A 25,009-nucleotide genomic window follows, 5' to 3' on the forward strand; every position below is an offset into this window, starting at 1 on the left:
TGTAAAGTATTTCCAATAGCCAGGGTTAGTGTCCTCACGAACCTTAAGGTGGATTTTTTTTACAAATTATTATTGGCATTAATCTTATTAAACGGAACCGCATCTGCACAATCGCGCATCAGAGAACGCTTCAATAAAAGCTGGAAATTCTTTCTAGGAGATGAACCAGATGCAAAATCTCCAGCCTACAGCGATTTAAAATGGCGGAAACTTACCTTGCCGCACGATTGGAGCATTGAGGGCAAATTCGACGAGAAAAACCCTGCCAAACCTGAGGGAGGTGGTTTGCCTACAGGTATTGGCTGGTATCGAAAAGAATTTTCTGCACCTGCTAATTTCAAGGATAGATTAATCACTATTGAATTTGACGGCGTGTATAAAAACAGTGAAGTTTGGATCAATGGCCAATATTTAGGCAAACGCCCATATGGTTACAGCTCTTTTTCGTACGAGATCAGTAAATTCTTAAAGGCTGGAAAAAATAGCATTGCGGTTAAAGTGGATAATTCCGCCCAGCCCGATTCGCGCTGGTATTCGGGTTCGGGCATTTATAGAAATGTGTGGCTTACATCTTCCGCAAAGGTGTCGATAAAACGCAACGGTATATTCGTAAAAGCCTTTGTAATCAGTGGCGATAAAGGTCAAAGCACCGAAAGCAGGAAATTAAGACCTGGTGAAAGCATCGCATCGGTTAATGCCGAAATCGAGATTGAAAATAAATTCAACACAAAAGGCAGTTATAAAATACTAACCACCATTTTGGATGAAAAAAATAGCCAGCTGCAAAAAAAAGAATGGCCGCTAAATACAGGTGAAACTTCTACTACCATGATGATTAACGGACTTGGAATCGCTAATCCTAAATTGTGGTCTGTTGAACAACCTGTGATGTACAAATTGCGGGTAGAAATCGCACAAGCTGACGGAAAAATTATTGATCAATATACAACGCCCTTTGGGATTCGTGAATTTAATTTCGATGCCGCTAAAGGTTTCTCTTTGAACGGAAAACCGATGAAGATACTAGGTGTTTGTTTGCATCACGATTTGGGTGCATTAGGTGCTGCCGTGAATGTTCGTGCCATGGAACGTCAACTTGAAATCATGAAGGCAATGGGGGTGAACGCTATCCGCACTGCGCATAATCCCCCGGCGCCTGAATTTTTAGATCTATGCGATAAAATGGGTTTCCTTGTGATGGATGAGGCTTTTGACATGTGGGTGAAGAAGAAAACCAAAAACGATTATCACGTGGACTTTCCGGAATGGCACAAAAGAGATCTGGAAGAGATGATCAAACGCGACCGTAATCATCCATCCATCATTCTTTGGAGCATCGGTAACGAAATCCGTGAACAGTTTGATAGTACAGGGATCACGATTACGAAGGAACTGGTAGGCATTGTTAAAAATCTGGATAAAACACGTCCGGTGATTTCGGCATTGACAGAAACAAAAGCGGAAAAAAACTTTATTTATCAGGCCAATGCGCTCGATATCTATGGATTAAATTATAACCATAAATTGTATAAGGATTTCCCTGTAAACTATCCAGGCATTAAATTTTTGGCAACAGAAACCACTTCTGCATTAGAAACCAGAGGCTATTACGATACTGCTGATACCATTCGCCGTTGGCCAAAGGATGGAAAAACGAAGTTTACAGAAGGCAATAAGGAGTGGTCGGCCTCTGCCTATGATAATGTTTCCGCCTATTGGGGTTCTACGCACGAAGAAACCTGGAAGGAGGCCAAAAAATATGATCATGTGTCAGGTTTATTTGTTTGGACAGGTTTCGACTATCTGGGCGAACCATTACCATATCCCTGGCCTGCCAGAAGCGCTTATTTTGGAATTGTTGATTTGGCTGGATTTCCTAAAGATTCCTACTATATGTATCAAAGCGAATGGACAAACAAACCCGTATTGCATATTCTGCCGCATTGGAATTGGGAGAAAGGTAAATCGGTTGAAGTTTGGGCTTATTATAATAATGCCGATGAAGTAGAACTTTATCTAAACGGAAAATCGCTAGGCAAAAGGTCGAAACAAGGTGATGAACTACATGTATTATGGAAGGTCAATTTTGAACCTGGAACTTTAAAAGCTGTATCGCGTAAAAACGGCAAAGACGTTTTAGTACGTGAAGTGAAAACTGCAGGATCGCCGGCAAAGATTGAATTAATAGCAGACAGGAAAAACATTAAAGCCGATGGTAATGATTTATCGTTTGTTACTGTTCGCATTTTAGATGCAGAAGGAAATGTGGTGCCAGATGCAGATAATTTAGTCGATTTTAAAGTAGATGGTGCCGGTTTTATTGCTGGTGTTGATAATGGATTTCAGGCCAGTTTAGAGCCTTTTAAAGCCAGTTACCGCAAGGCTTTTCATGGATTGTGTTTAGCGATCCTGCAATCAACAGAAAAAAGCGGAACAATAAAATTAGTAGCTACCTCGGCAGGTTTGGCTTCTTCATCAGTCATCATTAAAACGCTTAGATAGAAATAACAGAAAATGAATCTATCGGTTGGTGTCTCACCGACCGAAATATATTAAATAATATGGTCGGTGAAGACACTGACCACCAGATAAAGAGAAAATAAAGTGGAGAAGACGATTAATTTAAAAGGAATAACCTGGAACCACAGCCGTGGACTTTTACCCATGGTGGCAACCGCGCAGCGGTTTTCCGAATGGCACCCAAACGTAAATATTACCTGGGAAAAAAGAAGTTTGCAACAATTTGCTGATTTTTCTATTCAGGAATTGGCGGAGCGCTTCGATCTTTTGGTGATCGATCATCCCTGGGCGGGCTTTGCAGCAAAAACAAATTCGATTGTACCCTTAGACCTTTATCTTTCTCCAGAATATCTAAAGGATCAGAAGGAAAATTCAGTAGGGCAATCTTACGAAAGCTATTTCTACAATGAACACTTATGGGCATTGCCAATTGATGCCGCAACACCAGTGGCAGCATCACGGCCAGATCTGTTCGCTCAAAAGGGCTTGGAATTGCCTAAATCTTTCGAAGATGTATTGGCGCTTGCTGATCAGGGTTTAGTGGCCTTTGCAGGCATTCCTATTGATGTATTAATGAATTTTTATACCCTTTGCTGCTCTTTGGGTGAAGATCCTTGTCAGCGCGATGAAGAAGTGGTTTCTGAAAAAATTGGCACCAAAGCTTTACAAATGTACCATGAACTGGCATCAAAAATAGATCCGGCAAATTTCGACAGAAATCCAATCCAGGTATATGAGGCGATGACTTTAAACGATGAAATCGCTTATTGCCCTTTCGCTTATGGATATTCAAACTATTCGCGCAATGGCTATGCCCGCAAAACTTTGCATTTCCACGATATGATTACCCTGGATGGAAAAACAAATTTGAGGAGTACATTGGGTGGAACAGGTTTGGCCATTTCTTCTAAATGTGAAGAATTGGAGATGGCTGCTCAATATGTCAATTTTGTGGGCTCAGCATCCTGTCAATCTACTTTATTCTTTGAAAGCGGCGGGCAACCCGGACATCTATCCGCCTGGAAAAATGAAGAGGTAAACCGACATAGTCAGAATTACTTTCTGAATACCTTACCCGCCCTGCAACGCGCTTTTCTTCGTCCACGTTACCATGGTTCGATGTATTTTCAAGATCATGCAGGTGATGTGGTCCGTGATTATTTAAGGAATGGTGGAGATGAAATCCAGGTGCTAAGGGCCATAAACAAATTGTATCAGGAATCTAAAAGCTTAGTATTATCATGAACAAACCGCTAGAAGGGCTTTTGGTTTTAGAGTTTTGTCAATTTTTAGCAGGACCATCTGCAGGTTTAAAACTTGCTGATCTGGGTGCCCGTGTAATCAAAATTGAGCGACCAAAAACAGGCGATGCCTGCCGGTCTTTATCTATTAAAAATCTTTTCGTTGATGAAGACAGCTTACTTTTTCATACCATTAACCGCAACAAAGAAAGTTACGCCGCTGATCTAAAGAACCCTGAGGATTTAGAAAAACTGAAGAAACTGATCGCTCAAGCCGATGTTATGACTCACAATTTCCGTCCGGGGGTGATGGAAAAAATAGGACTGGATTATAAAACAGTACAAACGATAAACCCTAAGATAGTATATGGCGTTGTAACGGGTTATGGTAATGAAGGCCCATGGAAAAATAAACCCGGTCAGGATTTATTGGTGCAATCCGTTTCTGGCCTTACTTTTTTATCCGGGGTCGATGTTGATGGACCTGTTCCTTTCGGTCTTTCGGTTTCTGATATCATGTGTGGCAACCACTTGGCACAGGGCATTATGGCCGCTTTAATCAAAAGAGCGAAAACAAATAAAAGTGTTTTAGTGGAAGTAAGTTTGCTGGAATCCATTCTTGATGTACAGTTCGAGGTCATCACCACTTACTTAAACGATGGCGGAAAATTGCCAGATAGAAGTGGGGCAAAGGGAAGCGCACATGCCTATTTAAGTGCACCTTATGGCATGTATGAAACTGCTGATGGTTATATTGCAATGGCCATGGGAAATCTTCCAAACATCTGTGCAGTAATCAATTGTGATATTACTGATTTGTATGTAGAAGCAGGATCGGCCTTCGAAAACCGTGATAAATTAATTGTCAGATTAGCCGATACCTTTAAGAATGAAAATACTAAAACGTGGGTCGATCTGCTCGAAGAGCATGGAATCTGGTGTGCTGAAGTAATGAATTATCAAACAGCAACGGCTTTAAGTACCTACAAAGAACTGGATATAGAACAATACCTGGATTTAAATGGGGGCAAAAAAATAAAGACAACTGTTAGCCCGATACGTTTGGATAACAAGAAATTATTCGCTCCGAAAGCTGCGCCAAAATTAGGTTTTGATACACAAGATATTAATCAAGAGTTTGAATTGAAATAAGAATATCGTCATTTCGACTGGAGCGCAGCGGAATGGAGAAATCTTTGAACATAGTTTAAAAGATCTCTCCGCCATGGCCGGGATGAGGATTAATATTAAAAAATAAAATTATGCTACCGCTTGAAGATTATTTAGTGATCGATTTCAGCCAGTTTCTGTCTGGTCCATCGGCAAGTTTACGCCTGGCTGATATGGGTGCGCGCGTGATCAAAATTGAGCGTTTAGGTGTAGGCGATATTTGCCGGACACTGTACACTTCAAACCTGATTATGAATGGCGAATCATCGGTATTTCATGCCATCAATAGGAATAAAGAAAGTTTTGAAGTTGATTTAAAGCGCGAAGAAGATTGTGAAATGGTACGGGAACTGCTCAAAAAAGCAGATGTAATGATCCATAATTTCCGCCCTGGTGTAATGGAACGTTTGGGTTTCGATTATCAGACGGTACAATCCCTAAACCCATCAATCATTTATGGTGAAATTTCGGGTTACGGAACAACCACTGACTGGAAGAACAAACCAGGCCAGGATTTGCTTTTACAATCCGTTACCGGACTAACATCTTTAACAGGAAACGCCGATAGTGGCCCTGTTGCAATGGGCTTATCTGTAATAGACATGCTGGCTGGTGCACATTTAGCACAAGGACTTTTGGCTTGTTTATATCGTAAAGCCATTAAAAATGCGGGCGGTTTTGTACAAGTAAGTATGATGGAATCGGCTTACGATTTTCAGTTTGAAACCATTACCACCTTTATGAATGATGGTGGATCTTTACCTGAAAGGTCAAAAAAGAATAATGCAAATGCATATTTAGGCGCACCTTATGGTATTTATCAAACAGAAAACGGATATTTAGCCCTGGCGATGGGATCAATTCCGCAATTGGGAAATTTGCTTCGTTGCGAGAAGCTGGAAGATTATATCGAGTTAAGCGAAGCATTTGATAAACGTGATGAAATTAAGGCCATTTTAGCCGAACATCTCCTATCTTCAACTACTGAAGACTGGCTTGCTATATTAGAACCTGCCGATATCTGGTGTGCCGATGTTTTAAACTGGAATGCCTTAATGGCACACGATGGTTTTAAAGTACTGAACATGGTTCAGGAGGTAGAGATGATAGACGGTTACAAATATGAAACCACGCGATGTCCAATCCGCATTGATGGCGAATTGCTAACTTCATCGAAAGGCTCGCCAAAACTTGGTCAGGATAATAAACAGATTATCAAAGAATTTATAACACAGCATACCACTGCAAATGCATAACCAAATAGAAACTTTCAGAATAGCTGTTCGCAAATTCAAACCTTTTGAAACTGCCATGCAGAAATTCTGGGATCAATATTGCAAATATTCGGGCTGTAACCTTAAATTGGAGATGGTGGTGATGGAATTGCATGAGCTCTATGATAGCACAATTGCGAAGAAAGGTTTGGCAAATGGAGATTTCGATATCGCGCATATCAGTACCGATTGGATTTTAGAGGGATATAGCAATCATGATTTTGAGGTTTTAAATCCTTACATCAATAAAAATAAACCCGATGATTTCCCACGGGGCTGGAGCAAGTCGCTTTTAGGTTTACAACGTTTTGGATGGGAAGTGCTGGGTTTACCCTTTCATGATGGTCCTGAATGTTTCATCTACAGAACAGATCTGTTCGAAAGTGAAATTGAAAAAGCAAGTTATTCAAGTCAATTCGGAAAAGCGCTGGAAGTACCCAAAACCTGGGAAGATTTCCAACAAATCGCACGTTTTTTCCATCGCCCCGCTGAAAATTTATATGGCAGTATTTTCGCCTGTTACCCTGACGGGCACAATACCGTTTTCGATTTTTGCCTGCAATTATGGACCAGGGGCGGAAGTTTGGTGGATAAAAATGGCCTGATTCAGATCAATACACAAGCTGCAATAGATGGATTGAACTTCTATCGGACCATTGTTAACGATAAAACGGCGATTCATCCAAAATCAGCTGAATTTGAATCTGTGGCCGCGGGAATGGCTTTCGCACAAGGAGAGGCGGCAATGATGATCAATTGGTTTGGTTTTGCAGCCATGTGCGAAGTGGATCCTAATTCAAAAGTAAAAGGGAAAATTGATGTAGAACTTTTGCCTAGTGCAACTGATCAAAAATCAGCTTCATTAAACGTTTACTGGCTTTATACGATCGCCAAAGGCAGTAAAAATAAAGACATCGCATACAATTTTCTACGCTTTGCAATGGCGGAAGAACAAGATAAACAACTTACCCTCGAAGGTGGAATCGGATGCCGGATTTCGACATGGAAAGATGAAGAAATCAATAAAATAATTCCCTATTACCACAAATTAGAACAACTGCACGAGGTAGCCAATATGCTCCCTCAGAAAACAAACTGGGCTGCAATTGCCGCAATAATCGACCAGATGGTTTTGCAGGCCATTCACACGGATCAGCCAACTGAAGAATTGATCCGGCAGGCACAAAACTTAATTAATGAAATTGACAAATGAGTATCGACATCAAATATAAGCCCGAATTACCGCTAAGCAAACAACCCATCATCATTATCGGGGCCGGTGGAATCGTATCAGATGCGCATCTTCCTGCCTATAAAATCGCAGGTTTTGAGGTGCATGGTATTGTTAACCGGACGAAAGAAAGGGCACAGAAATTGGCCGATGTTTTTGGCATTCCAAACGTATATAACTCAGTAGCTGAAGCGGTAAAGCTTGCACCAGGAAATGCGGTTTATGATTTAACCATTATGCCTGAGCAATACATCGAAACGTTAAAACAATTGCCCAACGGAAGTGCGGTGTTGATTCAAAAACCGATGGGTGATGATTTTACGCAGGCAAAAGAAATCCTCGAATTGTGCCTTGCAAAAAACTTAAAGGCGGCCATTAACTTTCAATTGCGTTTTGCACCCTTTGTAAGTGCAGCAAAATACCTGATCGATACAGGATTAATTGGCGAATTATACGATATGGAAGTTCGCGTAACGATCAAAACACCCTGGGAAATTTTTCCGCATGTAATTGTCCATCCACGTTTAGAGATTCAATACCATAGTATTCATTATGTTGATTTAATCCGTTCGTTTTTGGGCAATCCTGAAAGTATTCTAGCTAAAACCTTAAAACATCCTGCCAAAAGCCTGTCGTCATCCCGCTCAACGATTTTATTCGATTACGGCGATACGATGCATGCGGTGATCAATACCAACCACGATCACGATTTCGGGCCAGACCATCAGGAAAGTTATATCAAATGGGAGGGAACAAAAGGTGCCATTGTGGCTAAAATTGGATTATTAATGGATTATCCGCATGGCGTGCCCGATGTATTCGAGTATTGTATTGTAGAAAATGGAAAAACTCCAGAGTGGCAAACCGTAAAACTGGAAGGCTCCTGGTTTCCGGAGGCATTTATAGGTACCATGGCCAATTTAATGCGTTATAACGAAGGTTCAACCGATGTTCTGCATACCAGCGTTGAAGATGTGATTCAGACGATGGCAGTTGTAGAAAGTGCATATAAATCGAGTGATATTGGTGGGATTAACGTAAAGGAACAGTTAAGGAACTAAATGGTCCCCATTTGCAACGAGGATTCATGAGAGAAGCGATTGTATCGCTTATAAAAATTATAAACTATGTATTTCAAATCAACATTTTTTGAAGATTATCAATTACAGGAGAAACGTATAACCCTAGGCCGCACGATAACAGAAACAGATTTTGTTGTTCATGCAGGCCATACCGGCGATTTCTTTCCACACCATATGGATGCCGAATGGTGTTCAACACAACCCTTTAAGCAACGCATTGCGCATGGAACAATGATTTTCAGCATTGGCATTGGTTTAACAGCCTCGGAAATCAATCCTGAAGCCATGAGCAAAGGTTATGATAAATTACGTTTTGTAAAACCTGTTTTTATTGGCGATACCATCCATTCGGAGGTCACGATTTCCGAAAAAGGAGATAGCAAAAGACCAGAATATGGAACCGTAACTGAACATGTAGAAATCATCAACCAACATGGAGAAGTCGTATTGGTCTGCGACCATCTTTTGGTGGTGAAGAAAGTTCATTAGTTCAATGGTCAATAGTTCATTGGTTTGGGAGCTTACAGCTAGCGTTTGAGTAGAGATGATTAAAAGTACTAATAACTAATGAACTACTGAACCACACTAATGAACAAATGAACCAAAAAAAATGAACTAATGAACCACACTAATTACAAATGAGCTAATGAACCAACAACCAGAAATTGTAACCGTGAGCGATCCCTCATCCGGAAAGAAGTATTTATTACCATTTATTCTCGTAGTAAGCTTATTCTTTCTTTGGGGAATGGCCCATAATCTGGATTCGATCCTGATTCCACATTTAAAAAAAGCCTGTAATTTAAATAACAGACAATCTACTTTAATTGATACCTCTGTTTTCTTTGCCTACTTTTTAATGGCCATTCCCGCTGGAATGATTTTAAAAAAATGGGGTTATAAAGCTACTATGATATCAGGCCTGCTGGCCTTTGCTTTTGGAGCCTTTCTATTTGTTCCCGCTGCAAATAATCTTTCATACATCACGTTTCTTATCGCGCTTTTTATCATTGGCTGTGGTTTAACCATGCTAGAAACCTCGGCTAATCCTTATGCCGCTGTATTAGGCGATCCTGCAAAAGCCACAAATAGACTTAACCTTGCTGCGTCTTTCAATGGCTTGGCCGCAATGGTAGCACCGTTAATCGGTGGTTTATTTATTCTTTCAGGGAAATCGCACACTAAAGCGGAATTAGCAGCAATGACCGAAATTAATCGGAACAGTTACTTTCTTCAAGAGGCGGCATCGGTTAAAACGCCCTACATCACTTTAGGGGTTGTTTTATTGGTAATTGCTGCCATATTCTATTTTATCCATCTCCCGGAAATCAAAACCATAAGCATTGATGGCGAAGCAAAAGGAAGTTTCTTTGGTGCCTTACGCCATAAACATCTACGATGGGCAGTGGTCGCCCAGTTTTTTTATGTTGGTGCGCAAGTTTGTGTAACCAGCTTTTTCATTAGAATGGCGCAACAAGGCGGGGGCTTTGATGAGAAAACAGCCGCCTCATATTTAATTATTTATGGCTTTTTATTTACTGCCGGACGTTTCGCGGGAACAGCAATTTTGCAGTTTGTATCATCACATAAATTGTTGGCTATTTATGCTATAATCTCCGTTCTGCTGTGTCTTGTTGCCATTTTAGGAAAAGGATCTTATGTGGTTTATGCGCTTGGTGCCATAGGCTTTTTTATGTCTATTATGTTTCCAACCATTTTTGCTTTAGGTATTGATGGCATAGGTGATGATACTAAACCAGGCTCTTCATGGTTAATTATGTCGATTGTGGGTGGAGCGATTTTGCCATTTGGAATGGGCAGCTTAATTGATATGTATGGAGATAATATTCAAATCGGTTACAGCATCCCTCTGGTATGTTTTCTGGTGATTCTTTATTTCGGTTTAAGAGGTTATAAAATCACGCATATATAATGAAGAATTTTAAATACATCAGGGTTTTATGCTTTGTACTGATCAGTATTCACTTTTCAGTAAGCGTTTTTGCACAGCAAAACGAAAATGCAAAACCCTGGGTATTTTGGTATTGGGTAAAAGGAGGGGTTTCGAAAGCTGGTATAACAGCCGATTTGGAAGCCATGAAATCGAACGGCATTGCCGGAGCGTATCTCATGAGCATCCAGGGACCGGATAAAGCTCCAATCTATTCGCCGCCTGTCGCTCAGCTTACACCCGAATGGTGGAACATGGTGGAGTTCGCCATGGAGGAAGCAAAACGGTTAAATCTGAAATTAGGCATGCACGTGAGCGATGGTTTTGCCTTAGCCGGTGGTCCATGGATTACGCCGGAACTTTCCATGCAAAAGGTCGTTTGGTCGAAGATAAATATCAGTAATTCAGGTGCTAAAATTACTTTACCTCGGCCAGTAACAAAAGAAAACTATTATAAAGATGTTGCCGTTTACGCCTATCCATCGCCCGTTGGTGAAGGCATTTCGACCAGAACCATTGCCCCCAAAATTACGGCAAGCAATGGAGCCGATGCCACAGGCCTGGTTCAACCCAGGAATAAGAAAAACTTTGGTTCAAACGAACCCTGTTATATAGAATACGAATTTGCAAAACCTTTCACCTGCAGAACAATAACCGTTAAGGTAAGCGGGAATAATTATCAGGCACAGCGTTTGGCCATCGAAGTGAGTAATGACGGAAAAGTATTCCGTTCTATCGGCAGGTTAGAAGCACCACGCCATGGCTGGCAGGATACCGACGAAGATGTTACACACTCGATTGTACCTGTAACAGCTAAGTTTTTTAGGTTTATTTATGATAAAAAAGGGTCTGAACCGGGTTCTGAAGATTTAGATGCAGCGAAATGGAAACCCTCTTTAAAACTCCTTAATCTTGAATTGTCCTCTGAAGCAACAATTAATCAATTCGAAGGTAAAAATGGTTCCGTTTGGCGCATCAGTAAAAGATCTACCGAAGCACAGCTTGCTAAAAATATATGTATTCCACTAAACAAGATCATAAACTTAACCGGTAAACTAAATCCTGATGGAACGCTAAACTGGAAAGCACCAAAGGGAAACTGGACGGTTTTAAGGATTGGACATACCTCAACCGGCCATACCAATGCCACTGGCGGCGGTGGAAAAGGCTTGGAGTGCGACAAGTTTAATCCTGAAGCCGTAAAGCTACAATTCAATAAGTGGTATGGCGAAGCTTTAAAACACGGCGGACCAGAAATCGCCAGAAAAGTTTTAAGCGTTTTCCATGTAGACAGTTGGGAGTGTGGCAGTCAGAACTGGTCGCCGGTATTTAAAGCCGAGTTTTTAAAACGCAGAGGCTATGATTTAACGCCATATTTACCCATAATGACCGGATTGCCGATAGAAAGCGCCGCTGTATCCGAAAACTTTCTATACGACATCAGAAAAACGATATCAGAATTGGTTGTCGACCAATTTTATAAAACTTTGGCCAAACTGGCAAAGGAGCAAGGTGTAACTTTTACGGCTGAAAGTATTGCCCCCACAATGATGAGCGATGGATTGATGCATTATAAAACTGTTGACATACCAATGGGCGAATTCTGGCTAAACAGTCCTACGCACGACAAACCAAACGATATGCTGGATGCGGTTTCTGGAGCGCATATTTATGGTAAAAACATTATCCAGGCCGAGGCATTTACCACAGTGCGGATGGACTGGAACGAAAGTCCGGCAAATATGAAAACCTTACAGGACCGGAATTATGCGCTTGGGATCAATAAACTGGTGTACCATGTTTTTACACATAACCCCTGGACCGATCGAAAACCAGGAATGACTTTAGATGGTGTAGGTTTATATTTTCAACGCGACCAAACCTGGTGGAAGGCAGGAAAAGCATGGATTGAGTATGCAGAACGAGCCCAAAAACTATTGCAGCAGGGTAAACCCGTTGTTGATATCGCTGTTTTCACTGGTGAAGAACTGCCACGTCGATCTGTATTGCCAGATCGCCTGATAGAAACCCTGCCCGGTATTTTTGGCGCAGATGTAGTGGAGGCAGAACAGAAACGTTTGGCCAATGTTGGTGAGCCATTAAGACAAATTCCAGCCGGTGTAACCCACTCGGCAAATATGGCTGATCCCGAAAACTGGGTAAATCCTTTGCGGGGTTATGCCTATGATAGTTTCAATCCTGATGTATTAAAAACAGCAACGGTCAAAAACGGAAATGTAGTTTTCGAAAGTGGCGCGGCTTATAAAATTCTGGTCGTACCGGGCAATATGAAAATGAACCCCAACTATGAATATATGAGTGATGCTACAGCTAAAACACTCTTTGCATTAATCAAAGCCGGAGCTAAAGTGATTGTAGGAGATAAGCCATTGTATCAATCTGGAATTAAACAGGTTAATGATGCTGGATTCAATAAAACAGTTGAAGATATCTGGGGTGGAAATTTTGAATCTTATAAAAACAATGGGCATCCGGTTTATAAAAAGAAACTGGGTTTAGGGCAAGTTTTTAAAGCACCGTTTTATGGGGAAACTTTTGATGCAATAGGTTTGCAAAGAGATTTAAATGTACGCGAAGAAATAGAAGATAAGTTAAGTCATGCTTACGCGAAGGGGATCGGTTATACACATAGAATGGATGGTACAAAGGAAATTTATTTTATTACCAATCAGCAAAATAAAAAAAGAGCATTGTATATAAGCCTAAGAAATGGTAAAAAATCAGTACAAACTTACGATGCGGTAAGTGATACCTGGTTTAAGCCGTATAAAGTCAATAACGCCATAGCTGGCACTGACTTAAATTTAACGCTATATCCCAATCAATCAATTTTTGTCGTTTTGGATACGCCTGGTGTATATTCTTTCTATTCGGAAATCTCAGAAGAACAATCGAAGAAGAGCAAAGGGGAAAAAATTAAAAAAGCTGATTTAGATATTTCCAAAACCTGGCAAGCGAAATTCGATACTACTTACGGCGGGCCATCGCAACCAGTTATTTTTAACGATTTAGCCGATTGGACAAACAATATGGATAGCTTGGTTAAATACTATTCCGGAACAGCTCTTTACACGAAAACCTTCACTTTTGATGGTGATCTTAAGAAAAAACTTTGGATCGATCTGGGTGATTTCAACAGTATCGCCGTGGTTAAAATCAACGGCATAAATTGTGGCACCTTATGGACAGCGCCGCACCGTTTAGAAATCAGTAAAGCTGTCAAAAAAGGTGAAAATCAAATTACCATTGAGGTGAGCAATACCTGGGCCAACCGTTTAATCGGAGATAGCAAATTGCCTGAAGATAAAAGAATTACAAAAACAACTGCGCCTTTCCGTTTGGAAGGTAAACCATTAAATCCAGCTGGATTATTAGGTCCTGTGGTAATACAAACCGAAGAACATTGAGCATTTAATATTTACTAGATGAAAAAAATAATTGTACTATTTCTGGTTTTGGTTCAAACTGTTGTTTATGCTCAACAAAAGAAAGTAAAGGATAATTTTAATGTCCAGATCCGTTTAGAAAAGGGCGATTTGAATAAAGATGGTTTAATTGATAAAACGGTAATTACGATGGATACGATTTCTGCATCCGTCCCCTTAAGGCTGCAAATATTCTTTTTACAGCCCAATAAGAAATACAAACTGGTTTTCTCTTCAACGGATGTGATTGAACCGCAATATGTAAACGGTGTACATACTAAAAACAGCATTCCTTATTTTTTTATTGAGAAAGGATTTTTATTAATGAGCTCTGAAAAAAATGACATTCGGTACGAACACAAATTCATTTATAAAAACGGAATTTTCCAATTGATTAAAATCTCCAGCGTAGTGTATGATGGGCAAAACGCAACAACCGAAACCGTATTCGATCTTGTGGCAGGCACGAGAACCGAAACATTAGAATCACTGGGTCCTGGAAAAGCTGCCAGAAAAAAAACAAAGAAAATGATGATAAGACCTTTACCCACGCTTCAGAATTTAAGCACTTTTGGTGATAAATTATATTGGTAACATTTCAGGTAAAACGAACAAATAATGATAAAGCTACCTCATATAACCGATTTTTTTGCGTTTCAGAGTTTAAGACTCCGGACGATTATTGGCGTTATACTTTTTATAAGCTTAAACTCAAAAGCGCAGGATAAAGCTTTGGTTAATACTTCAAATTCGCCTTATGCCAAATTGCATAGCATTAATATGACCGATGTAAGCTGGACGAAAGGTTTCTGGGCCAATCGCTTCAAAGTGGCTACCGAAACCATGGTGCCGAATATGTGGGCGATTTATAACGATCCAAAGATTAGTCATGCTTTTGAAAATTTTAAAATCGCCGCCGGATTAGATACAGGCTCACATTCCGGGCCATCTTTCCACGATGGCGATTATTACAAAACCTTAGAAGCTGTTGCCGTACTTTATGCTGCTACCAAAAATCCAAAATTGAATGAAATGATGGATAAAGCCATTGTGGTAATCGGTAAATCGCAGCGTGAAGATGGTTATATTTATACAAAAGCGATGATTGAGCAGCGAAAAACAGGATCTAAAAACCAGTTTCAGGATCGCTTAAGCTTCGAATCCTACAACATTGGTCATCTTATGACGGCAGGATGCATTCATTATCGTGCAACGGGCAAAACAACTTTGCTTAACATCGCTAAAAAAGCAACCGATTACCTGTATAATTTTTATAAATCAGCATCACCAACTTTAGCCCGAAATGCCATTTGTCCATCGCACTATATGGGTGTTGTAGAAATGTACCGTACCACAAAAGATCCCAGATATTTAGAACTGGCCCAACATTTAATCGCTATAAAGGGCAAAATTGATGATGGCACGGACGATAATCAGGATCGGATTCCGTTTTTACAGCAAACCAAGGCAATGGGGCATGCCGTAAGGGCAAATTACCTCTATGCAGGCGTAGCTGATCTTTATGCTGAAACCGGCAAGGATTCACTTTTAAACACCTTGAGTTTAATGTGGAATGACGTAAACCAACATAAAATGTATATTACGGGTGGTTGTGGTTCATTGTATGATGGTACTTCGCCTGATGGAACCTCTTATAACCCCGCGGATGTGCAGAAAATCCACCAGGCATTTGGCCGCGATTACCAGCTACCAAATTTTACTGCACATAACGAAACCTGTGCCAATATTGGCAATGTCCTCTGGAACTGGCGGATGTTGCAAATTACAGGCGATGCCAAATATGCCGATGTAATGGAACTGGCTTTACACAACAGCGTTTTGTCGGGCATCAGCCTGGATGGAAAGAATTTTTTGTATACGAATCCCTTGGCGCAATCGGATGATTTACCCTTTAAACAACGCTGGTCTAAAGATCGTGTGCCTTATATTGCATTATCAAATTGCTGTCCGCCAAACGTGGTACGCACCATTGCCGAAGTAAGCGATTATGCGTACAGTATTTCGGATAAAGGCCTGTGGTTTAATTTGTATGGTGGAAATAACTTAAGTACAAAATTAACTGATGGAACAAAAATTTCATTATCCGAAGAAACCAATTATCCCTGGGATGGAAAGATAAAAATCACCATTAATGAAACGGGAAATAAGCCCTATGCCATCTTTATGAGAATTCCTTCCTGGACACATGATGCTAAAATCAACATCAATGGGAAGGCCGAAAACATTACAACCACTTCGGGTACTTATGCTGAGGTTAGCCGCCTTTGGAAAAAGGGCGATGTAATCGAATTAAACCTGCCAATGGAGACTACTTTGATCGAGGCAAATCCGTTGGTAGAAGAAAACAGGAATCAGGTTGCCGTAAAGCGGGGGCCGATTGTGTACTGTTTGGAATCTAAAGATTTGCCCGGGAAAAGCATCTTTAATGCTTTTATACCCACATCAACAAAATTTGAAGCCAAATCCATCACTATCGATGGCGCTGAAATGATGAGCCTGGTTGGAAACGCTAAAATTGTGGAGCCGAATAACTGGAAGAATGTATTGTACAGGCCAATTGATAATAGGAATTTACAAACAGAGATCAAACTGATTCCATATTTTGCATGGGGAAACAGAGGGCATTCAGAAATGTCAGTCTGGCTGCCTGTGAGTAGATAGACTTATTAATAAGACCCGGTATGACTAAAATTATTAACATCGTAATGAAACTAAAACTGATCATATTTCTAAACCTGGCCTGGTGCAGTATCGCATATGCCAACGTTAAACCTGCATCTATTTTTACCGATCACATGGTATTGCAGCAACAAAGCAATGTCGCCATTTGGGGATGGGCAAAGCCATTGGCCAAAGTAAAAATCAATACCTCCTGGAATAAACAAAACTATACTGTTACCGCTGACCAAACTGGCAAATGGAAAGTTAAAGTTGTAACGCCAATAGCAGGTGGGCCATACGATATTGAATTAAACGATGGCGAAAAACTTGTTTTAACAGACATCCTGATTGGTGAAGTCTGGTTTTGCGGTGGTCAATCCAACATGGAAATGCCCATGAAAGGTTTTAAAAGTCAACCCATCATCGGTTCAAATGAGGCAATATTAAAATCAGCTAATAAAAATATCAGGTTATATACCGTTCCGCGCTCCTCCATAACCGAAAGACAAGACAACAGTAAATCCTCACCATGGAAGTTGGCTGCACCTGAAACCGTTTCCAATTTTAGTGCAACGGCTTATTATTTTGGTTCATTGTTAAGCGAAATGTTAAATGTTCCCGTTGGTATTATTAACGATAGTTATGGAGGCTCGACCATTGAGGCCTGGATGTCGCCGAAAGAGCTGAAACCTTTTACTGAAATCAAGATCCCATCAAAAGGAGATAGCATCAGGGAAGTGAGCCGCACACCAACCACTTTGTATAACGGCATGCTTTATCCGGTAATTGGTTATGGGATAAAAGGCGCAATCTGGTATCAGGGGGAATCTAATTATGAGCGCCCAGACCGTTACGAAGATTTATTTCCGGCAATGGTTGCTTCATGGCGCAAAAACTGGGATAATGGTGAGTTTCCTTTTTACTATGCCCAGATTGCACCCTATAATTATGCGCAGTTGCCACCTAATCATATTGGGGGAAAATATAATTCTGCATTTTTAAGAGATGCACAGCGGAAATCTTTGGCTAAAATCCCAAATTCAGGAATGGCTGTTTTAATGGATATTGGAGAAGAAAAATCCATCCATCCAGCAAACAAGAAACAGGGAGGACAAAGACTTGCTTATCTTGCCCTGGCACAAACTTATGGCATTAAAGGTTTTGGTTCCGCAAGTCCAGCATACGAATCGGTAAGTATAGAAAAAAATGCTGCTGTAATTAAGTTTCAAAATGTTCCAAACGGACTAACTTCTTTTGGCAAAGCATTATCTTTATTCGAAATTGCGGGTGCGGATCATAAATTCTACCCGGCAAGTGCAGTCATAAAAGGAAGTAGTGTAAGTATTTCGGCCACTGAAGTTAAAGTACCTGTTGCGGTTCGTTATGCATTTAAGGATTTTGTAGCTGGCGATTTATTTGGAAACGACGGTTTACCGGTTTCCTCCTTCCGTACGGATAACTGGGATAATTAATAACCGAATAATGATTTTAACCACCAAGACACGGAGCACACCAGCTATTTTAGCTAGGAACTTAAATGTTCTCAGCTGTTTGATATGGTTGGAATTTGTTCTGCATCCAGTATCAGGTGTGCTCAGGTGCCTGAGGTGGTCAAAAAACAGACGACTAAAAAAGACTAAGCTTTCCTTTGTGTTCTTGGTGCCCTTGTGGTTAATCATTCCAAAAGCTTTTTCACAGGAAAAAGACAATGTGGTGTGGGCTTCCCAAAGTAACAATTCATCAGAATCAATGCCTGTTGGCGGGGGCGATATCGGTCTAAACCTTTGGGTAGAAAAAGGGGATGTTTATCTTTACCTCTCCCGCAGTGGAACTTTCGATGAAAACAATACCTTGCTTAAACTTGGCCGCGTAAAACTAAAATTAAGTCCGAATCCATTTGCAGGAGAAACATTTAAACAGGAGCTGATTCTAAAAGATGGTTACGCACAAATTTCAGGATCAAATGGTAAACTCAATACCCAAATTAAAGTTTGGGTGGATGTTTTTAATCCCATCATTCATATTGAGGTCAAATCCAATCAGAAAGTAATTACCGAAGCGGGTTACGAAAGCTGGCGTTTTGAAGATCGGATCACCAAGGGCAAGGAGAATAACCAGAACTCCTATAAATGGGCACCGCAAGGGATTGTAAAAACAGTCAAAGACGAAATCAACTTCAAAAACAACAGTATTCAGTTTTATCATCAGAACAAACCCGAAACCGTATTCGATGTCGCGGTAAAACAGCAAGGCCTGGAAGATAGGAAAGTTGAATTATTTAATCCCTTGAAGAACCTGGTTTTTGGTGGATCCATGCAAGGCTACCATATGGTTCCTGCAGGAAATTATACAGGAATATATCTAAATACACCATTTCGGGGCTGGAAGTTAAAAACTAAGACGCCATCAAAATCGAACCAAATCACCATTACTTTAAACACCAGTAAAACTGCAACTGTTTCAGATTGGGAAAAATCGCTCGGAGTTGTCAAAGATAAAGCAAAAACCAACCAGCAAGCCAGTATAAAATGGTGGAATGACTACTGGAAAAAGAGTTTCATTTATATCGATGCAAAAGATTTAACGGCCAATCAATCGGCTAAAAATTATCAGTTGTTCCGTTATATGCTGGGCTGTAATGCCTTTGGCAGATACCCCACGAAGTTTAATGGCGGTTTATTCACCTTTGATCCCCAATTAACGGATAGCACGTTAAAATATACGCCGGATTTTAGAAACTGGGGCGGTGGAACCCATACCGCCCAAAATCAGCGCCTGGTGTATTGGCCCATGCTGAAAAGCGGAGATTTCGACATGATGAAACCACAGTTTGATTTCTATCTTAATCTGTTAAAGAACGCGGAAGTCAGAACGGAAGCTGCCTGGGGACATAAAGGCGCAAGTTTTACTGAACAACTGGAGAATTTCGGATTGCCAAATCCAGCAGAATATGGCTGGAAACGTCCTGCCGGTTTTAACAAAGGCATGGAATACAATGCCTGGCTAGAGTACGAATGGGATACCGTTCTGGAATTTTGTATGATGATTTTAGAAACCGAAAGATACGGTGGTAAAAACATCGATAAGTATCTTCCTTTAATCGAAAGCTCATTGACTTTTTTTAAAGAACATTATACCTATCTAGCCAAACAGAGAGGGGCAAAAGCTTTAGATGCAAATGGCCATCTGGTTTTATATCCAGGTTCGGGAGCCGAAACCTATAAGATGGCTTATAATTCCACTTCAACGGTAGCTGCCTTAAAAACAGTTTTGGAAAGACTGATCGATCAGCCTTCGTTAAGCGAAACCAAAAAAGCCGAATGGGTCGCCATGCTAAAAAGCATTCCACCAATCAGTTTCAGGGAATTTGATGGGCATACCACCATCTCTCCTGCAAAACTTTGGGAACGCATCAACAATACAGAAAGTCCGCAATTGTATCCGGTTTATCCCTGGGGGATTTACGGTATAGGCAAACCTGGATTAGATACCGCAATCAACACCTTTAAATACGATAGTGATGCCTTAAAATTCCGTAGTCACCTGGGATGGAAACAGGACAATATTTTTGCAGCAAGGCTCGGTTTAACTGAAGATGCGGCGAAACTAACTACCGCTAAATTAAAGGATTCAGGAAGAAGGTTTCCTGCCTTCTGGGGACCTGGTTTTGATTGGACACCAGATCACAATTGGGGCGGATCTGGTATGATCGGTTTACAGGAAATGCTGATGCAGGTAAATGGAAAAAAAATCTACCTCTTTCCAGCCTGGCCAAAAGAATGGGATGTGCATTTTAAACTTCACGCACCTTACCAAACTACAGTTGAAGGAAGGTTGAAAGATGGAAAATTAATAGATTTAAAGGTTGTACCAGAATCTAGAAAAGTGGATATAATGAATATGATTAACTAGCATATCGTCCTCCTGAACTTGTTTCAGCATCTTAATAACAATAAAGATGCTGCAATAAATTCTGCATGGCGAATGCTTAAATAATTTAAAAAAGGATATGGATTTACAGTTAAAAGAAAAAGTAATTATCATCACAGGTGCCGCTAAAGGGATTGGCCGTAGTATTGCAGAAGTGTTTGCTAAAGAAAATGCAATCGCCATAATCGTAGGCAGAAAAGCAGAAGATAACCAAAAAGTAGTTGATGCTATTGTAGCAGAAGGAGGAAAGGCAGCACAGTTTGTAGCTGAATTGTCAAACCCTGAAGATTGTGAAACAGTAGTCAAAAATATTGTTGATCAGTTAGGCAGAATTGATGGTTTGGTGAATAACGCGGGTGTGAACGATGGAGTAGGTTTGGAAAGTGGAAATTATAAAGATTTTATGGCTTCCTTACATAAAAACGTGGTGCATTATTATTTAATGGCCCATCATGCCTTGCCAGAACTGATCAAAAGCAAAGGCGCAATAGTAAATATTACCTCTAAAACAGCTGAAACCGGACAAGGAAATACTTCGGCCTATGCCGCCGCAAATGGAGGGCGAAATGCCTTAACCCGCGAATGGGCGGTTGAACTCTTAAAATATGGAATCCGCGTAAATGCAGTTGTAGTGGCCGAATGTTGGACACCAGCCTACGAAACCTGGATCGAAACCCTGGATAATGCCGAAGAAAAGCTAAAGGAAATTACGTCAAAAATTCCATTGGAAAACAGAATGACCACCGCCGAAGAAATCGCAAATATGACCGCCTTTTTAATGTCGAACAAATCAAGCCACACCACCGGACAGATTATCCATGTTGATGGGGGCTATGTACATTTAGACAGAGCTTTGGCGAACGCTTAGCCAGTTGTCAGTTTACTATTTGCAATTCACCGTTAACCGATTAACCACCCATAAATGAAAACCCTTACCTGTACCACCCCTGGAACTTTCGAATATTCAGAAACAGAAAAACCTGAGCTGAAAAAAGACCATGCCATTATAAAAATTAAACGGATCGGCATTTGCGGAACCGATTTACACGCCTTTGAGGGTACACAACCCTTCTTTAACTATCCCAGAGTTTTAGGTCATGAACTTTCTGGCGAACTGATTGAGGCCGATGGTGCCGAAGGTTTTAAAATAGGAGAGGCTGTAACTTTTATTCCATATTTTAATTGTGGCGAATGTATTGCCTGTAGGATGAATAAGCCCAACTGCTGTGTCAATATGCAGGTTTGTGGAGTTCATGTGGATGGGGGTATGCGTGAATATTTACAGGTCCCGTCCAGAACGCTTTTACATGGTGAAGGGTTGAGTTATGATGAACTCGCCCTGGTTGAGCCTTTGGCCATTGGTGCACATGGTGTGCGCAGGGCAGCTGTTCAGCCTGGAGAATTTGTATTGGTTATTGGCGCCGGACCAATTGGCTTAGGCACCATGGAATTTGCAAGGATAGCTGGAGCAAATGTAATCGCCTTGGATATTAACGAAGACAGATTGGCTTTTTGTAAGGATAAACTGAAAGTGGCACACGTAGTAAACGCAATGGCTTCTGATGTGCTACTACAACTGAGCAATATAACCAATGGCGATATGCCGACAGTTGTAATCGATGCCACAGGCAACCAGAAAGCGATTAATAATGCCATCAACTATATGGCACATGGAGCCAGGTTTGTTTTAATCGGGCTTCAAAAAGGTGATCTGATTTTTAACCATCCGGAGTTTCATAAACGGGAGTCTACCTTAATGAGCAGTCGAAATGCTACAATTGAAGATTTTGAACATGTAATCAAATCAATGAAAGCTGGCTTGGTTAATCCTACCAATTATATCACCCACCAGGTTAAATTTGAAGAAGTAAAAGATGAATTTGAAAAATGGTTGGATCCAAAGAATGGGGTGATTAAAGCCATGGTGGGGTTGGACGATTAAATCTTAGCCATCAGGCTAACCACCATGTCATGCTGTCCCGAAGCTTCCAGCTCAACATGTATGATTACTGGACGCAAATCTTAAAAATCAATTGGCAGTGGGATGCAATCTAAAAGACATATTACCATTTATATTGCTTTGCCGAAAATACTTATATTTGTAATAACATTAAGTTATTTAATAAGAACCCGTTATGAAAATAGGCGATAAAGTTTCCATTTCTCCACAAGTAACCGATAGAACTGATTGGATTGATGGGGTTATTATAGAGATAGAAAAAAACCCATTTGCTGGTATTGTAATCACGGCAAAATCAGATGATGGCGAAGTCTTTTTTGAAAAAGTAGATCTTTTTAGATTTTCGGGAGAAGAAGCATGTACGCACTAAGTTTTGATATGACCATATCTGATTTAAAAAAAGAATATGGCGAAAAATATCACAGTGCTTATGCTGAAATAAAAAATCATTTGAATAATAGTGGCTTCTATTGGATTCAGGGAAGCACCTATGTCACTGAAGAAAATTTGACCGCGGTTTATAAAGCTATTCATATTCTAGCTAATATTGATTGGTTCAAGAAGTCAGTCAGAGATATTAGGGCATTTAAAGTCGAAGATTTTTCTGATTTCACCGCTATTGTTAAGGGATAAGTATTCCCACTGAAAGATCCTGAAACAAGTTCAGGAGGTCGATCAAAGGATAACCACTACATAAAAAAGCCGATAATCATCAGATTACCGGCTTTGAGCATTAATTTATCAAAAGCTATTTATAAAAAACTTCATTCCAGTGTAATTCATTTCTGAATTGATTGATTTTGGTATCTGCACCAATATTTACATATTCTAATCCCGCGATATTGGCAAAATCCAATAAGTGTTCTGTAGTTAAATTCTGACTATATGCCGTATGGTGTGCACCACCAGCATAAATCCATGCTGCACAGCCCGTTTTCATATCAGGAAGTGGTTTCCACAATACCCGTGCTACGGGTAAGTTTGGTAAATCATGTTCAGCCTCCACAGCCTTTACTTCGTTCACTAATAAGCGGAAACGGTTACCCATATCAATTAAAGATGCATTTAAAGCCTCACCACCAGCAACATTAAAAACCAAACGTGCAGGATCTGCTTTGCCACCAATTCCTAGCGGATGAACCTCTAAACTCGCTTTTCCATTGGCTAGTGAGGCATCAACTTCAAGCATATGTGAACCTAAAACCATGGAGTTGGCCGGATCGAAATGATAGGTGTAATCTTCCATAAAAGCATTACCGCCAGCCAAACCAGCACCCATTACTTTACAGGCACGTACGAGGGCTGCTGTTTTCCAGTCACCTTCACCAGCAAAACCATAACCATCAGCCATTAAACGTTGCGCAGCAATACCTGGCAACTGGATCATACCGTGTAAATCTTCAAAAGTATCAGAGAAACCTTTAAAGCCACCATCTTCTAAAAATTTCCTTAAACCCAGTTCTATTTTAGCCGCCTCATAAACCGATGAATGTCTGCCACCACCAGCTTTTAAGTCATCAGCAATTTCATAGGTTTCATTATATTCTTTTAATAATTCCTGGATCGATTCCTCACTAATCTCATTAATTACCGCCACTAAATCGCCTATACCATAAGTGTTTACGGCAAATCCTAACTTCATTTCCGCCTCCACCTTATCGCCATCGGTTACCGCAACATAACGCATATTGTCACCAAAACGGGCAAATTTAGCACCCTGCCAATCGTGCCATCCCGCGGCAGCCCTGCACCAGGTATCAATCTGTTTGGCTACTTCCTCATCTTGCCAATGGCCAACCACCACCTTACGGTCTTTACGCATGCGCGAAACCATAAAACCAAATTCCCGGTCGCCATGGGCACTTTGGTTCAGGTTCATGAAATCCATATCAATGGTATTCCAGGGGATATCGCGGTTAAACTGTGTATGTAAATGCAATAAAGGCTTTTGTAATACATTTAAACCCCTAATCCACATTTTAGCAGGAGAGAAGGTATGCATCCACGTGATAACGCCGATACAGTTTTCGTCGATATTGGCTTGCTGTAAAGTTTCGAAAATCTCTTCAGTCGTTTTTACAATCGGCTTGTAAACCACAGAAACCGAAATGTTTTCGTTCTGGTTTAACGAATCAGCCACTTGTTGCGCGTGTTCCGCTACTTGTTTTAAGGTTTCTTCTCCGTACAAATGTTGTGTACCGGTAATAAACCAAACTTGTAATTTTTTTAAATCAATCATTACTATTTATGTTATTTTTAATTTGTTTGATCCCACGGCCCGTCTCTTCGCAAATCGCTATCTATAATTCTTTTATAAAGCCAGGTTCCGTGTTATATCGGTTAGGATAGTCCTGCTTTCCGTTTTATTTCACCCACCTGCGGTTGGGCTCATGCTCACTCCATCCTATAGCTATCGGATCAGGTTTAGGTTACCAGGGTAAACCTTACCAGGTTAAACCTGACAGTAGCGAAAATCCTTTTTAGTTGCAGTACATCGCCAGTTTCATTACCACCATTCCCTA

At 40.6% G+C, this 25,009-nt stretch carries 18 protein-coding genes; 17 read left to right on the forward strand and 1 reads right to left on the reverse strand.

What is annotated here, in order from left to right; genetic code table 11:
- The first annotated feature begins 72 nt into the window (after positions 1-72).
- The 17 genes from AC04Q1_RS01220 (at position 73) to AC04Q1_RS01300 (ending at position 23,120) form a co-directional block, all read left to right on the forward strand.
- Positions 73-2,502: a glycoside hydrolase family 2 TIM barrel-domain containing protein gene (locus AC04Q1_RS01220; RefSeq protein ID WP_478361052.1), complete on the forward strand. Its 2,430-nt coding sequence runs from the start codon at positions 73-75 to the stop codon at positions 2,500-2,502.
- A 102-nt stretch (positions 2,503-2,604) separates the two neighbouring features.
- Positions 2,605-3,765: an ABC transporter substrate-binding protein gene (locus tag AC04Q1_RS01225; RefSeq protein ID WP_478361054.1), complete on the forward strand. Its 1,161-nt coding sequence runs from the start codon at positions 2,605-2,607 to the stop codon at positions 3,763-3,765.
- Complete coding sequence (locus AC04Q1_RS01230; protein ID WP_478361056.1) at positions 3,762-4,913, forward strand: CaiB/BaiF CoA transferase family protein; 1,152 nt, start codon at positions 3,762-3,764, stop codon at positions 4,911-4,913. The genes AC04Q1_RS01225 and AC04Q1_RS01230 overlap by 4 nt, the downstream gene beginning before the upstream one ends.
- Before the next feature lie 110 nt (positions 4,914-5,023).
- The gene (locus AC04Q1_RS01235; RefSeq protein ID WP_478361058.1) at positions 5,024-6,187 is read left to right on the forward strand and encodes a CaiB/BaiF CoA transferase family protein; all 1,164 of its coding nucleotides are present in this window, start codon (positions 5,024-5,026) and stop codon (positions 6,185-6,187) included.
- A complete protein-coding gene (locus AC04Q1_RS01240) occupies positions 6,180-7,418 on the forward strand; it encodes an extracellular solute-binding protein (protein WP_478361059.1) in 1,239 nt (412 codons plus the stop codon). Before AC04Q1_RS01235 ends, AC04Q1_RS01240 begins: the two co-directional genes overlap by 8 nt.
- Complete coding sequence (locus tag AC04Q1_RS01245) at positions 7,415-8,497, forward strand: Gfo/Idh/MocA family protein (RefSeq protein WP_478361061.1); 1,083 nt, start codon at positions 7,415-7,417, stop codon at positions 8,495-8,497. The genes AC04Q1_RS01240 and AC04Q1_RS01245 overlap by 4 nt, the downstream gene beginning before the upstream one ends.
- 66 nt (positions 8,498-8,563) lie before the next feature.
- A complete protein-coding gene (locus tag AC04Q1_RS01250) occupies positions 8,564-9,007 on the forward strand; it encodes a MaoC/PaaZ C-terminal domain-containing protein (protein ID WP_478361063.1) in 444 nt (147 codons plus the stop codon).
- A gap of 157 nt (positions 9,008-9,164) precedes the next feature.
- A complete protein-coding gene (gene fucP, locus AC04Q1_RS01255; protein WP_478361065.1) occupies positions 9,165-10,451 on the forward strand; it encodes an L-fucose:H+ symporter permease in 1,287 nt (428 codons plus the stop codon).
- The gene (locus AC04Q1_RS01260; protein ID WP_478361067.1) at positions 10,451-13,897 is read left to right on the forward strand and encodes a glycosyl hydrolase; all 3,447 of its coding nucleotides are present in this window, start codon (positions 10,451-10,453) and stop codon (positions 13,895-13,897) included. Before fucP ends, AC04Q1_RS01260 begins: the two co-directional genes overlap by 1 nt.
- An 18-nt stretch (positions 13,898-13,915) precedes the next feature.
- Positions 13,916-14,509 (forward strand): hypothetical protein, encoded by a 594-nt coding sequence (locus AC04Q1_RS01265; RefSeq protein WP_478361069.1) that lies wholly within the window; start codon positions 13,916-13,918, stop codon positions 14,507-14,509.
- Between the two features lie 24 nt (positions 14,510-14,533).
- Positions 14,534-16,597, forward strand: coding sequence for an aceric acid hydrolase (locus tag AC04Q1_RS01270; protein ID WP_478361071.1), 2,064 nt, complete (start codon positions 14,534-14,536; stop codon positions 16,595-16,597).
- A gap of 20 nt (positions 16,598-16,617) precedes the next feature.
- The gene (locus tag AC04Q1_RS01275; RefSeq protein WP_478361073.1) at positions 16,618-18,069 is read left to right on the forward strand and encodes a sialate O-acetylesterase; all 1,452 of its coding nucleotides are present in this window, start codon (positions 16,618-16,620) and stop codon (positions 18,067-18,069) included.
- 187 nt (positions 18,070-18,256) lie between these two features.
- The gene (locus tag AC04Q1_RS01280; RefSeq protein WP_478361870.1) at positions 18,257-20,509 is read left to right on the forward strand and encodes a DUF5703 domain-containing protein; all 2,253 of its coding nucleotides are present in this window, start codon (positions 18,257-18,259) and stop codon (positions 20,507-20,509) included.
- A gap of 97 nt (positions 20,510-20,606) precedes the next feature.
- A complete protein-coding gene (locus AC04Q1_RS01285; protein ID WP_478361075.1) occupies positions 20,607-21,395 on the forward strand; it encodes an L-fucose dehydrogenase in 789 nt (262 codons plus the stop codon).
- Between the two features lie 54 nt (positions 21,396-21,449).
- Positions 21,450-22,469 carry a zinc-binding alcohol dehydrogenase family protein gene (locus AC04Q1_RS01290; RefSeq protein WP_478361077.1) on the forward strand — a complete coding sequence of 340 codons (1,020 nt, stop codon included), beginning with the start codon at positions 21,450-21,452 and terminating at the stop codon, positions 22,467-22,469.
- A gap of 193 nt (positions 22,470-22,662) precedes the next feature.
- A complete protein-coding gene (locus AC04Q1_RS01295; protein ID WP_478361079.1) occupies positions 22,663-22,857 on the forward strand; it encodes a hypothetical protein in 195 nt (64 codons plus the stop codon).
- Positions 22,845-23,120 carry a hypothetical protein gene (locus AC04Q1_RS01300; RefSeq protein WP_478361081.1) on the forward strand — a complete coding sequence of 92 codons (276 nt, stop codon included), beginning with the start codon at positions 22,845-22,847 and terminating at the stop codon, positions 23,118-23,120. The genes AC04Q1_RS01295 and AC04Q1_RS01300 overlap by 13 nt, the downstream gene beginning before the upstream one ends.
- Positions 23,121-23,235: 115 nt before the next feature.
- On the opposite strand, the gene araA is transcribed toward AC04Q1_RS01300, so the two are convergent.
- Positions 23,236-24,726 (reverse strand): L-arabinose isomerase, encoded by a 1,491-nt coding sequence (araA, locus tag AC04Q1_RS01305; RefSeq protein WP_478361083.1) that lies wholly within the window; start codon positions 24,724-24,726, stop codon positions 23,236-23,238.
- Between the last annotated feature and the right edge of the window lie 283 nt (positions 24,727-25,009).

It is taken from the genome of Pedobacter humicola (assembly GCF_056490705.1).